The sequence below is a fragment of the Desulfopila inferna genome (assembly GCF_016919005.1).
GTDB classification, from domain to species: Bacteria; Desulfobacterota; Desulfobulbia; order Desulfobulbales; family Desulfocapsaceae; genus Desulfopila_A; species Desulfopila_A inferna.
In genome coordinates this window covers 58,918-72,843 of sequence record NZ_JAFFQE010000009.1, presented here as the reverse complement: position 1 = coordinate 72,843, position 13,926 = coordinate 58,918, and the positions used below count along the sequence as shown (strand labels likewise).

The 13,926-nt window shown below is 49.6% G+C and carries 11 protein-coding genes; 1 reads left to right on the top strand and 10 read right to left on the bottom strand.

The features are described from left to right. The gene (gene treZ, locus JWG88_RS18930) at positions 1-1,746 is read left to right on the top strand and encodes a malto-oligosyltrehalose trehalohydrolase (RefSeq protein WP_205235363.1); all 1,746 of its coding nucleotides are present in this window, start codon (positions 1-3) and stop codon (positions 1,744-1,746) included. Between the two features lie 22 nt (positions 1,747-1,768). On the opposite strand, the gene JWG88_RS18925 is transcribed toward treZ, so the two are convergent. The 10 genes from JWG88_RS18925 to JWG88_RS18880 all read right to left on the bottom strand — a co-directional run bounded on the left by JWG88_RS18925 (position 1,769) and on the right by JWG88_RS18880 (position 13,591). Further along, on the bottom strand, positions 1,769-2,017 hold the full coding sequence (locus JWG88_RS18925; protein WP_205235362.1) for an SHOCT domain-containing protein: 249 nt from the start codon (positions 2,015-2,017) through the stop codon (positions 1,769-1,771). Between the two features lie 56 nt (positions 2,018-2,073). Next, entirely contained in the window at positions 2,074-2,601 is a 528-nt protein-coding gene (locus JWG88_RS18920; RefSeq protein WP_205235361.1) for a hypothetical protein, read from the bottom strand. Positions 2,602-2,908: 307 nt separating this feature from the next. Further along, positions 2,909-3,745: a glycerophosphodiester phosphodiesterase gene (locus JWG88_RS18915; protein WP_205235360.1), complete on the bottom strand. Its 837-nt coding sequence runs from the start codon at positions 3,743-3,745 to the stop codon at positions 2,909-2,911. 57 nt (positions 3,746-3,802) lie between these two features. Next, positions 3,803-5,176 (bottom strand): MFS transporter, encoded by a 1,374-nt coding sequence (locus JWG88_RS18910; RefSeq protein ID WP_205235359.1) that lies wholly within the window; start codon positions 5,174-5,176, stop codon positions 3,803-3,805. A gap of 11 nt (positions 5,177-5,187) precedes the next feature. Next, entirely contained in the window at positions 5,188-6,063 is an 876-nt protein-coding gene (locus JWG88_RS18905) for an amino acid ABC transporter permease (RefSeq protein ID WP_240194613.1), read from the bottom strand. 113 nt (positions 6,064-6,176) lie between these two features. After that, a complete protein-coding gene (locus tag JWG88_RS18900; protein WP_205235358.1) occupies positions 6,177-7,010 on the bottom strand; it encodes a transporter substrate-binding domain-containing protein in 834 nt (277 codons plus the stop codon). 43 nt (positions 7,011-7,053) lie between these two features. Then, positions 7,054-7,881, bottom strand: coding sequence for an amino acid ABC transporter permease (locus JWG88_RS18895; RefSeq protein WP_205235357.1), 828 nt, complete (start codon positions 7,879-7,881; stop codon positions 7,054-7,056). A gap of 405 nt (positions 7,882-8,286) precedes the next feature. Further along, entirely contained in the window at positions 8,287-9,813 is a 1,527-nt protein-coding gene (locus tag JWG88_RS18890) for an AMP-binding protein (RefSeq protein ID WP_205235356.1), read from the bottom strand. Positions 9,814-9,932: 119 nt separating this feature from the next. Continuing rightward, positions 9,933-11,249, bottom strand: coding sequence for a DNA recombination protein RmuC (locus JWG88_RS18885; protein ID WP_205235355.1), 1,317 nt, complete (start codon positions 11,247-11,249; stop codon positions 9,933-9,935). Between the two features lie 443 nt (positions 11,250-11,692). Then, the gene (locus JWG88_RS18880) at positions 11,693-13,591 is read right to left on the bottom strand and encodes a propionyl-CoA synthetase (RefSeq protein WP_240194612.1); all 1,899 of its coding nucleotides are present in this window, start codon (positions 13,589-13,591) and stop codon (positions 11,693-11,695) included. Positions 13,592-13,926: the final 335 nt, after the last annotated feature.

Genomic DNA, 13,926 nt, shown 5'->3' with positions numbered 1-13,926 from the left:
ATGGAACACATGGAAGTATGGGTACCACAGGCCCGGCGGGTGGAATTGGCCTGCAGTGATCGTCTACTCAGGATGACTGCTACGGAGAGCGGCTGGTGGCTGGTGGAGGCCCCGTTTATAGAACATGGAGTTGATTACGCATTTTATATAGATGGTGAAGGACCTTTTCCCGATCCCCGTTCATGCTGGCAACCGGCTGGAGTTCATGGCCCCTCACGATGGTTGAATCACGAAAAATTCTCTTGGTCCGATTCATGTTGGCGGCCGCCGTCGCTGAAGACGGCCGTCATTTATGAGCTGCACATCGGCACCTTCTCGGAGTCTGGAACCTTTGAGGGAGCCATCGATCATCTTGATCAGCTCATCGATCTCGGTATCACCCATGTCGAACTGATGCCCGTTGCCGAATTCTCAGGGAGCAGAGGCTGGGGATATGACGGTGTCAATCTCTATGCCCCGCATCACGCCTATGGCGGTCCTGACGGACTCAAGCGTCTGGTCGACGCCTGTCACCGGCGTGGACTTGCCGTTTTGCTCGACGTGGTCTACAATCATTTTGGACCCGAAGGAAACTATCTGAGCCGCTTCGGGCCCTATTTCACCGAGCGTTATATGACTCCGTGGGGAGATGCCGTTAATCTGGATGGAGCGCACAGCCATGAAGTACGGCGTTTTTTCGTGGATAATGCACTGATGTGGCTGCGAGATTACCATTTCGACGGTCTGCGCATAGATGCAGTTCATGCCTTTCTGGATATTTCGGCCATCCATTTCCTCGAGCAGCTTGCCGATGAGGTAGGGCATCTTGCCGGTGAAACCGGACGTCATCTGGTGCTTATCGCCGAAAGCGACCTGAATGATCCTCGTATTGTCCGCTCGAAGGGAGCAGGCGGTTATGGCATCGATGCCCAGTGGAATGAGGATTTCCATCATACCCTGCATACGGTGCTGACTGGAGAAAACAATGGCTACTATCGTGACTTTGGAACTCTTGCCGATCTTGCCAAGGTACTGACCAGGGTTTTCAAAATTGACGGCATATATTCCATCCACCGGAATCGTGTTCACGGACGTCCGGCCGGAGAACTGCCAGGCAGCTGTTTTGTAGGATGCCTTCAGAACCATGACCAGATCGGTAACCGGGGGCTGGGAGAACGTACAAGTCACCTGCTCTCCTGGGATTTACTGAAGATTGGAGCGGCGCTGGTGATGACCTCTCCCTTTGTCCCTATGATCTTCCAAGGTGAAGAGTGGGCTGCTTCCTCTCCCTTTCTCTACTTTACCGATCATCAGGATCAGGAGTTGGCAGCGGCAGTTAAACAGGGGCGCCGGGAGGAATTTGCTTCCTTTGGCCAGCAGGATGATCAAATTCCTGATCCGCAGGCGGAAAAAACCTTCAACCGTTCAAAAATTGACTGGGCTGAACGGAATAAACAGCTGCATAGCGAAATGTTCAACTGGTATCGCGATCTCATCGCTCTGCGCCGTACCATGCCGGCGCTGCATGAGGGACGCATGGAAGATGTTTCGGTATGTTTCGACGAATCGGCGCGTTGGCTCACCATGACCCGCAAAAATATGATCGTTGCCTGTAACTTTTCTGACTCACCGCGAAAAATCACCTGCTGCAATACGGCTGAAATGGAGTTTGCACTGGCTTCTCAGGAGGGAATTACAGCCGTTGACGATGAACTGCACCTCCCCCCCGAGTCTGTGGTAATCCTGGTTTGCACCGGTGATATCTGATGTGGAATAACTTGTTGAGTGACTAAGACGAGATATCCTTTTTCATACGCTCATATTCTTCCCGTTTGATTTCTCCTCTGGCGTATCTCTTCTTGAGTATATCCTCGGCACTTTCATGTGATTTTTCAGCCGAATGCCTGTCCGGGTTCCTTTGCGCCAGTATTTTGATGAAATTAAAAATCAGCACAAAAATTACGATCCAGAAGAGTATCATGAAGATCCATCCAAACCCGCCCATTCCATAGCCGTGATTCCCAAACCAGTGCATCATAACTTCGTCTCCAAATCATAGAAAAAGAAATTCTACATAAAAACGATCACGATCTGCTACGGTTTGGTAGATTTTTCTGCCTTTCCGTGAATTTCTTCCATCAGGTCGTACATGTCCTTTTTCATTTGTTTCAACTCACCCACGGTTGTCTCCGGCTGGCGCATCTTCTCGCCATATTCAAATCTCATGGCGTGCAATTTTTGGCGCTGCTCTTTAGTCTCATCAAGAAAAGTTTCAAAATCCTCGGTAGACTTGAAGTTCTTCGTAACCGGTCCGTCGGAGCCGCCCATCATGCGGTAGTGCATCATGGGGCCCATGCCGCCCATCATACCCATACCCATACCCATTCCAGGGCAACCGTCCATCGTGCCGGGCCCCATACCCATACCGTCCATCATGCCGGAGTCCATACCCATGCCGCCCATCGTGTCCTGGCGCATATTAGAATGGTAATTTTGTTTGTCGCTCTGTTGTGTAGAGCCATGCATCATTTTCTGATTCTCCTGGGTTTGTGCCTCGAGGCCGCTCGATGTTGCAATTATGCCGGCGCAGATGATGCTCATTACAAACATTGATTTTTTCATAACATAACCTCCATCGATCTTGGGAGCTTGATGTGGTGGAATAGGCGCCTGTGTTTTTCCGTTTGAAAATCGGCGACTTTGTTCTTCCTATTCCGTTTCAATCCGTGATAAGAAAAATTATCCAAAAACTATGCCACTATGGCAGAATCGCTCTATTTCAGGCATGAACGGGCACCACCGTCAAATGAAACAGGACAAGCAGAAGCAGAAAGAAGTCTTTTCCGGATCAGAATACCGAGATGCGGCTATGATGTCCTGTTTCAATGGACTGATCCATTATCGTTGGATTTTCCGGTTGGCAGGGCGTTCAGCAGCCGTTTCGGCTGTTCCGGAAAAGGGTCAGGAGCTGGGGATAATCGGTGATGATCTTATCTATCCCCTCCTGGGCAAGGTAGTGCTTCATCTCCTCGACCCTGTTGACGGTGTAGAGATTGATGCGACAGCCGCGTCGCCTGGCTTCTTCTATCTGCAGCGAATCGATTAAATCGATATTGGCATTGTAGATTTCAAACTCATAATTTCCCCAGCTTTGGGGTTTACCGGGATCTTCGCCGATCAGCGCGTTTATCTCCACTTCGGGACGCAGATTCTGTAGCCGATAAAGATAGGAATGCTCAAAAGAAGAGATGGAAAACCTTGCAGGAGCCAGCTCGACTTTGTCAATGATTTTAAGAATTTCTTCAACAATGGCAAAGGAGGCCAGCTCTCTGGGCAACCGCTTGATTTCGATGTTGACGAACCAGGAATGTGCCTTGACGAAAAAGAGCAGTTCCTCCAGTGCAGGGATGTGTGCATGACGCATCGATCCGGCTTCTGCCGCTGTTATCGAACCATCGGCGATGCTGCCGAAAGGATCACTTTTAACAAACCAGGAACCGGCATCGAGTTTTTTAATATCTTCATGGGAGAAGGTATGCAGTGGATCATGCTGCCGCTGCGGAAAGATCCGCGCAACATCGGTGGTTCGGCGCAGGTTGGGATCATGGAAAAGTATCAGCGCTCCGTCCCCGGTTACCGATACGTCGGTTTCCACGCCATGAGCGCCGACCTGCCATGCCTTGGCAAAGCCCGTCATAGTGTTTTCCGGGGCAAGGCTGCGGGCGCCGCGATGAGCGATATTATAGAGTTGAGGTGGTTTTTTCATTGTTTTTACCGGCTTTGGAAAGAATAAGCACTACACGGTCAATGCCGTAAATGACGGTTATCCCGCCTTACGATGTATTGCCGCATTGCGCAGCAGATATCGAGCCAGGAGAAGCAGAGCAATGAAGAGGATCACGGTATAGGGAATGAACCAGCCTATGGCATTCTTGAAAGCGATCTTTTCCAGAATGCTCTGGCTGAGTTGCGGGTGTGCAGCCTCCTTGGCGGAGCGGATCGTACCGATCAGAGCGGCAAACGCTCCCCCTATAAATCCGTAGGCGAGATTAAACGCCAGGCCTTTGAAACTCAGCACAGTGGCGCGCTGGTGCGATTCTGTGATCCTGTTGAGATAGTGGCTGGTGAAAAAGGAGGTCAGCATAATCCCTATAGAGACCAGAGCCATGGGAAAAACGCCCCAGTAGGGAATGAACGGTGCCAGTCCGCAGAGCGCAACCAGGATAAGCAGCAAGAGCCACAGCATATTCTGCAGGGGAGTGTATCGCCGGACCATTTCTTCGGCTACTTTGGGCACATACATCCCGAGCAGGGCCATGAACGCCCCTATAAAACCAAAGCTCGCTTCCGGCAGCTGAATCAGGCGAAAGTATTGACTGGTCATGGTGATCAGCATGCGGAGAATATGATCGTAGCCCATGGCAAAAAGGATGACTACCAGGGCAAATGGTGTTGTTCCGATCCAGCGTCCCGCCCGGAGTGTTAAACCTAATGCATTTCGGACATTCCGAAGGATATCTGAAGAGCTGTCGGAAAAAACCTTGGGCGGTTTTTTTTCCTGCATCAACATCACGGAAATACAGGATAGTATGCTGAGAACCAGTGTGAGATAAAGGGGAAAGCGCATGGATGTCTGTTGATCGATCACCATGGAGGAGCTGAAAAACTGCAGGATTCCATTGACGATCGCCGGATCGTAGATGAGTGCGCCGATGGCCATGGTAAGGGCCATACCCAGAGCCTTGATGCGCATCATCACGCTGAGCACGACCGGCCAGTCATCCCTGTTGCCCTGTTCGGCAAGAGTATCGTACGCAAGAGCTTCATCGGCGCCGCTGGCCAGTGCTTCGGCCAAGCCGCTGAAGATACGGTTGAGGAGAAAGGCCCAGAAGACCAGAGTGATGTTGTGCAGGGGAACGAAGCTGAGCAGCGCCATTTCCAACACCATCAACACCGAGGTGGCGAGGAGCAGCCTTTTTCTGCCGATGATATCGGCCAGAGCACCGGATGGCACCTCTGCTATGACGATTGTGGCAGCCCAGACACTGTTGAGTATGGCAAACTGATCAATGGTCAGCCCATAGTCGAGAAAGAGGATGGTGAAGACGGGATAATAAAACCTGGCGTTGAAAAAGAGACGAAAAGCGATGAAGCAGCGAATGTTGGTTATTGCAAATGGTGATGAAATCTTTTCCATGGCTGCATCGGCTAAAATCTGCCTTGTGACAGTTTGTATTCCAGCCGGTTGACAAACATCGACAGAAAAAGGCAGAGGACCAGGTACATTGCCGTGATGGTGATCCAGACCTCGATGGTGACTTGGGTCGAGGCCATGACCTGCATACCCTGAAAGGTTAGCTCCTGAATAGAAATCACCGAGACAATGGAAGAATATTTAATGGTGTTGATAAATTCATTTGCCAGCGGCGGCAGCATATTTTTAATGGCCTGGGGAAGAATGACCCGTCGCATCTGCTGCCAACTGGTGAGCCCCAGGGCGGCAGAGGCCTCCCACTGGCCCTTTTCTATGGACTGGATTCCGCCTCTGACAATTTCAGCAATATAGGCACCTTGAAAAAGGCCAAGGGTAATGACGCCCGAGAGGAATTGGGTGATCATTTCCGGTTTGGAGAGGAAAAAGGAAAAGAGCAGGCGGCTCTCTCCGGAGAGGCTGCGACTGAGCCGGTCTATGTGCAGGAGCGGAATGAGTTGATCGCTTACAAAAAAATAAAAAATGAAAACCAAAACCAGAGCCGGAATATTACGGATGAGCTCAACGTATGTTCTGGCGCTAAGGCGGAGAAAAAGGCGCCGGGAGATGGACATCATACCTACCATCACTCCCAGCAGAGCGGCAAGAAGAGTACCCCAGATACTTAATCTGATGGTGGTGAAAAACCCCTGGAGCAGAAGACCGCTTTGCCATGTTTCAGTTTGTTCATTATAATGGAGGAGGTAGGAGGGGATGATGGCCCAGTTCCAGCTGTAATTCAGGGAGTGGTTCAGCCGATATAGGATATAGCCAACCAGAATCATTGCGGCCATGATGATAATGGTGTCAAGTATGCTGAATTTTTTCTTCAAGGTTTTGCCAGATAACAAAGCTGGGGTAAAAAAGAGAATGGAGAGCCGGGTTACGGCTCTCCACCTCAACTCTTTTTCCGTTGTTCTTCTATCAGGTGGAATGCTCCTCTCGACTACTCAAGCAAATCCGCCCAGTCACGGGTCTCAAACCAGTAATCATGTCTCTCCTTGAGCCAGCCTTCGAGATTGACGTTGGTAATCCAGCTGTTCAGGAACGCCAGCATATCCGGGTCTCCCTTCCTGATGGCAAAACCGATAGGCTCCTGCGTAAAGGTTCCCTTGAGCGGCATAAAGAGCGAATCACTGTATTTGATGGCTTCAAATGCCGGACGAGGCGCAGAGGCTACCACCGCATGCACCTTGCCGTTGCGGAGTTCCTGATAGGTCTGAGCTTCATCATCATAGAGACGAACGGTAGCTTCAGGCAGGTACTTTTTGGTGGCCGCGGCCGCAGATGTTCCCAGCTTACAGGCAATTTCAACCTCCGGTTTGTTAAAATCGTCAATGGTTGAAAATCCCTCCGCCTTTTCCTTGTGCGCCACTATGGACATACCGGAATAGTCATAGGGGATGGAGAAATTGACCTTGAGTGCACGCTGCGGAGTAATGCCCATACCGCCAATGATCACATCAAATTTGGAAGTGAGCAGCGCCGGTATTATACCAGCCCACTTGGTGGGAACAAATTCAACCTTTACCCCCATATCCTCGGCCAGTCGTCGGGCAACGTCAATTTCAAAACCAATATATTCACCGCTGGTGCTTTTCATTGCCCAGGGGAGAAAGGTGTCCATACCAACCCTTATTACCCCGCTCCTGATGATGCTCTCCAGAGTGCTTTCCCGGGCCAGCTGCTGCTGAATGGAGGCGGCGGAGCCTAATCCGGCAAGACAGAAGACAAGGGTAAATAGGGCAATCACCTGCATAATCCATAGTGGTTTTTTCATTTGTTTCCTCCAGTGACATGAGTTTTGGTCTTTGTCGGCCGTCTTAATGCTGTCCCGTGGATTGCATTCGCTTTTCCATGATGGAGACGGCAAAAGACAGGGAAATTGTGATGAGTAGATACATTAAGGCTATGGTGAACCATATTTCAAAAGTTAGAAAGGTTTCTGCAATTATACTCTGGGCCTGCATGGTAAGGTCATATATGGCAATGGTACTGACCAGGGCGGAGTCCTTGACCAGCGATATGGCCTGATTGGTCAGGGGCGGCAGGGTATTGCGCAAAGCCTGCGGTAGAATAATATGACGATATGTGAGGCTCTTACCAAGCCCCAGGCTATATCCCGCTTCCCTCTGCCCGGAGTCGACCGAGAGGATGCCGGAACGGATAATTTCTGAGACATAGGCGCCCTCAAAAAGGCTCAGGGCCAGAACAGCGGAAAGAAAGCGCTCCAGCCCGAGTACAGGGCCGAGTACGAAGTAGATAAAGAATATCTGAATAAGCAAAGGGGTATTCCGGGTAATCTCCAGATATAATCTGGCGAAAAGCCGGGCCACCGGGGCATCGGCAAGCCTGAGAAAGGCGGTGATGAATCCTATGAGCAGGGCAAACAGCATGCTTATAGCTGAAATCTGCAGGGTTACCTTGAGCCCTTCCAGTAATGGGCCTGCGGTAAACCCATGTTCCTCGAAGGTGTAGATGTATTTGCCGACCTGATACCATTGCCAGTTGTAGCCGAGTTCTTCGATATTCATCGTGAAAAGGAAGACCAGAGCTGCCATCAGGATAACAAACTGAAGGGTGTCGGGAATCGGCGATGGTTTCCGCACTCGTGGGCGGTTTTCTGATTTATGGGAAAGCGGTCCGATCATGGCTCATGTCATATTTTGATTGCGGGACTATCCGCAACATTGAAAACCCGGTGGTTCAATTTGGACACTATCAAAAGATAATATGGTTCTACTGCCACACCACCTGAGAGCTTGCGATTCTTTACGAAGCTGCCGAGACGGACGAGTCCACAAGTCATGAAAATAGAATAATTATCTACCTATAGTAATCACCAGGTGTAAAAAATAAAGATAAGTCTTTAAACAGAGCACAGGAAAAAAGGGTCGGAGAAGTGTGGCATGGTAAACTTACTTCCGCGGTATTTCGGCCGAAAGCCTAGTGCAGAACATTTTGGAACCAGCAGTTACCGGATCAGTGTTCCAAAAAGTCAACAGCGCTGGTTTCCGGAAAAAGCTGGGTTTTTTGTAGTGGTCTGGTGAAAGAGCTTAATTTTTTTCTCCGGCCAGCTGCGCTCTGGTCAATTCCGTGATTGTGCGGAAGTCTATCTTACCGGAGCCCATTTTGGGTAGTTCTTCCATCACCAGAAAAATCTTGGGAATGGCAATCTTGGGCAGATGTTCGGCCATTTTTTTCTGGACGCTTTTTTTGTCGACCCCGATTGTGGTTACGGCAACAATCTTGGCGCCTTTTATGGAATCAGGTACCTCGACAACGCAGCAGAGAGCGTCTTCGGGCAGCAGGCGGTCGAGGACGGATTCAATTTTAACCAGAGAAACCATTTCACCGCCGATTTTAACGAATCTCTTCAATCTGCCGACGTGCCAGAGATAGCCATCCTCGTCGATGTTGCCCATATCTCCGGTATCGTACCATCCTCTACGGATATGCAGCGAAGTCTGCTCAAAGTCATTGAAATACCCCTTCATGACATTGTCGCCCTTTACCAGGATGCGGCCATCTTCCCCCAGTCCGCATTCTTCGCCGGTTTCGTAATTTTCGATCCTTACCTGTACTCCCTCGATCGGCTGGCCGACGCTGCCGGGTTTGTTCAGCTCCGGGCAGTTTGCTGAAATGACAGGAGAACATTCCGTTGCCCCATAACCTTCATAAAGGATAATGTTATGTTTTTCCATAAAACCTTCCCGAAGAGTTTCCGGGCACTTGTCGGCACCGCAGAGCATGATGCGCAGACTGTCGAAGTCGCCGGGTTCGGATTTACGCAGATATCCCCAGAAAAAACTTGGTGTACCTACCATAAAGGTAGCCTTTTCATCGCGGACAATGTCACAGATTTTCCTGAAGTCGAGCGGATTGGCGTAGGCCAGCAGAGTCATGCCATGGTGGAGTGGGATCCACATATTGGTGGTAAGGCCGAAAACATGAAAAAGCGGCAGTGAGGCCAGGAAAATATCGTCGCTGCAGAAGTGGAAGCGCTCAGAGGCGGAGAGAATATTGGAGACAATATTTTTGTGGGTAAGCTGTACCGCTTTGGGATCCTTTTCGCTGCCGCTGGTAAAAAGGATGACGGCGGTGTCGTCTTCCCCACCGCCATGAACCATCATCTTGATTGCCGATACCGGAAGCTTGGAGATGAGCGCCGCTCTGATCTTCTGCAGGCCGGAGAGGTTTTCCATTATGTCCTCAAGATATATCATGCCGTCTACATGCGCACATTCTATCTTTTCCAGCAGGGCTCTGGAGGTTATTATGGTCTTGAAGTCACATTTTTTCTGGGCGTATACGGCGTTCTGCTCGGCACCTGTGGAATAGTTGATCATCACCGGAATTCTGCCGCTCATCAGAATGCCGATTTTCGCCAGCATGCAGCCGGCGGAGGTGGGGACCATAAGTCCGATAAATCCTTTATCCAGCTTCTTTAAATACTTGGAGAGGAGAATGCTGGCAAGAAGCGCCCTGTTGTATGAGATTTTCTTATTGGTTGCGAAGTCATGGATGGCCAGCTTCTCACCTTGCTTCTTGGCCACTTCAATGAATTTTTGATGTAATAGCACGAAACTCCCCTCCGTTTGAAAAGATCATGAAAGAATATGCATAGATCCTCTCTAGTACCATTTTCGATATACTTTGGCAATAATCAGTGACGTCACGCTATTGTTCCTGCTGCCGGAGATTAATTGACAAGATCCGTGTCTGAGAGTGCCGTGATCGATTGCGGGATTTTTTTCTTTACGGAGATGCCGAGTTCGGTAAGTTTGCCGGCCTGTGAGATAACATTCCCCCTTCCTCTGGTCAATTTGTTCATGGCCGCATCATAGGTGGCAGTGCAGGTGGACAGCTGCTTTCCCACTTTCTCCATTTCTTCAAGAAAGCCGCAGAGCTTGTCGTAAATCGCGCCTGCCCGATCGGCAATCTCCCTGGAGTTTCTGTTGCGATGCTCATAACGCCAGAGATTCTCCACGGTCTTCAGTGTTGCCAGGAGCGTAGTCGGCGTAACGATGATGATACGCTGCTCGTAGGCATCGCCAAAGAGATTTTCATCGTTTTCATAGGCGGCGATGAAGGATGAGTCGATGGGAATGAAGAGAAGGACGAAATCCAGGGAATGCAGACTGTTCAGATCCGAATAGTTTTTGTGATTAAGTCCCTTGATATGATTGCGGATGTTCTGGATATGTTCTTTGAGAAAATGGCTTTTCTCCTTGTCGTCATCGCAATTGATATACTTCTCCCAGGCCGTCAGGGAAACCTTGGAATCAATGATAATGTCCTTGTGATCCGGAAGATGGATGACCACATCGGGTTTGAGGAGCTGGTTGTCGCCATTGCGGTATCCTGTCTGCACCGTGTATTCTTCGCCCTTGCGGAGCCCTGATTTTTCCAGAACCCGCTCCAGAACAAGTTCTCCCCAGTTGCCCTGCATCTTTTTATCTCCTCTCAATGCTCTGGTAAGATTGGCGGCCTCTTTGTTTATCTGCTGATTGAGATCGCGCAGGTGCAGTATCTCCTCTTTAAGCGAGCTGCGTTCCCTGACATCATTTACCTGGATGTCATCTATGCGTTTCTGGAAGACTCTCAATTGCTCCTGGAGAGGCTGGAGCAAGGCGGATACCCGTTCCTTGTTTTCATGGCCGAATTTTTCGCTTTTCTCCTCAAAAATACGTTGTGCCAGAGATTGGAACTGGAGAAGCAGATTCTCTCTGGCATCCTCGAGAATCACCAGTTTTTCGTGGGTACCCCTGCGCTCGGTCTTCAACAGGGTTAAGAGTTTGGCGGCCCGTATCTGCTCCTGATTCAATTCATCTTTAAGGGTGGAGTTTTGCCGCCGGTACTCTTCAAGCAGCTCCGTCTTTCTCTCAAATTCTCTGCGGATGTCTCTGTAGCGCAGCAAAAATGGTACTACGAGAAGAAAGAAGCAGCAAAATACCAGAAGGCCGACAGCCGCCGCGGGAATATAGGCCTGGTAATGTTGCGGTAAGAGAAAATCCATAGCGAGGAAATACAGGTTGTCGGGTGAAAAAAAACTGCTTTTGACGTTGAAATAGCCTTCCCAGCGTCAATTTACCTGATTCAATATGCATTCTCGGAGAGAAAGGATATGATGTCGTTCGTTACACCACTAATTGATGATCTCCTAAAAAATCATCGAAATTACCGATGGACGAGTCCATCACTCTTGGAATCAAGCAATTCCAAGAGGGTACAAGTGGTTACGGGCTTTGTCAAATATAATTGCAATGCAGTCCAGCCTTTTGGGTGCCGGCTATTGCTCACAACCTTGTATTTAGCCGCTTGAATGTGCTTGACCATCTGGAGTTACAATAATATTAACGCTGCTGATGCCGGGAATATCTTCTGGGAAGGTTGCAGGGAATGGTATCGGAGAAAAACACGGCGGTCACCCAAAGGCAGCCGCCGTGTTTTTGGAAGGTGTTAATTCTTTACTACATAACCCATCTCGGTGAGTTTTTCGGTGATTTCCTCGAGAATGGCAGGATCATCTATTGTTGACGGCATCCTGTACTCTTTATTGCTGGCGATGGAGCGCATAGTGCCGCGCAAGATCTTTCCGGACCTGGTCTTCGGCAGACGCGCAACCTGGCAGGCATCCCGGAAGCAGGCGATGGGGCCGATTGATTCACGAACCATTTTTACCAGTTCAGCCTTGATCGAGTCGGCATCCTCGGTTATGCCTGCTTTCAGCACGAACAGGCCGACCGGCAGCTGACCTTTCAGCTGATCATCAACTCCAAAAACCGCACATTCGGCAATAGCCGGATGGTTGGAGATAATCTCCTCCATTGCCCCTGTGGAAAGACGGTGACCGGCAATGTTGATAACATCATCCATCCTTCCCATGACATAGACATAGCCGTCTTCGTCGATGTAGCCGCCGTCGCTGGTGTCGTAATACCCCGGGAATTTGCTCATATACGATTTGACAAATCGGTCCTCATTTTTCCAGAGAGTGGTCAGGTTTCCAGGAGGCAGAGGAAGCTTGATAACGATATTTCCTTCCGCACCGGCGGGGAGAACATCTCCCGCCTCATCTACAACATGGACATTATAGCCCGGCAGCGGTTTGGTCGGGGAGCCTTCTTTCACCGGAAGCTCTTCTATGCCGCGGCAGTTTCCAACGATTGCCCATCCCGTCTCCGTTTGCCACCAGTGATCGATCACCGGCACTCCGATCAAATCTTCAGCCCAGTGCAGGGTATCGGGATCGGTTCGCTCGCCTGCCAGATAGAGGCATTCGAAACAGGAGGTATCGTATTTTTTGAAATATTCGCCTTTGGGGTCTTCCTTCTTTATCGCTCGGAAGGCAGTGGGCGCGGTGAAGAGTGCCTTGACGCCATGTTCCGAGATGACCCGCCAGAAAGCACCGGCGTCAGGTGTTCCAACCGGCTTACCCTCGTAGAGGATCGTGGTTGATCCCTGCAGCAGCGGAGCATAGACAATGTAAGAATGACCGACAACCCAACCGACATCTGAGGCGGACCACCAGACTTCACCCGGATTGATATCGTAGAGATTTTTCATGGTCCAATACAATGCCACCGCATGACCGCCGTTGTCTCTCAAGACACCTTTCGGCATTCCCGTAGTGCCTGAGGTATAAAGGATATAGAGGGGATCGGTAGCGTCCACCGGAACACAGTCGACCGGCTTGCTTTTGTCGACCAGATCCTTCCAGTCGAGATCCCGGCCTTCGATCATGGTAGCTTTGACAATATCGCGCTGAAAGACGATAACTTTGCCGATTTCAAAGACGGATTGTTCGATAGCACTATCTACCAGTGGCTTGTATTCCAGAACTTTCTTACCTTCAATTGCTCCCGAAGCGGTGATCAGCACTTTCGGCTGGGCATGATCGATTCGTATGGCCAACTCGTGTGAAGCAAATCCTCCGAAGACAACGGAATGGATGGCACCCAGTCTGGCGCAGGCCAGCATGGCAACTGCAGCCTCGGGTATCATCGGCATGTAGATGACTACGGTGTCGCCTTTTGCCACTCCCTGGCTCTCGAGGGCGCCGGCGAAAGTTGCTACCTTTTCCTGTAATTCTCTGTAGGTAATTTTTTTGATGGTGTTGGTTACGGGGCTGTCGTAGATGATCGCGGTCTGATCAGCCCGGCCGCCCTCGACATGGCGGTCCACGGCATTGTAGCAGGTATTCATCTTGCCGCCGGAAAACCATTTGTAGAATGGCGCTTTTGATGAATCTAAAACGGTGTCGTAATCCTTGTACCAGGTAATGTCTTTTGCAGCTTCTGCCCAAAATTCTTCTGGATTGTCAATGCTCTTTTGCAGCACCTCATCAAATTTTCCCATAATAGCTCCTTGTGGTCTGAATCTTAGTCCATTCACCAGCCTCCATTTCGATGTATAATGCATGGAGACATATACTTCAAGAATTTTCCAGATAATAAATGAACATTGTTACATAAACAATCATTACTGTTATCTGCTTATATATGATAAAGTCTGAAATAACAATAATATATGTATGGATTGGCCTTGGCGCTCGCGGAATAATATTATTGCTAACAGGGGAAAAAAATTGTCCTAAAAATGCAGGTATAGTAAGATAAATATCTGAATTAATATATTAAAATTCATTGCTGGAAAGACTTGAGCGGTAGAAAATAACATTGTTACTCCTAACT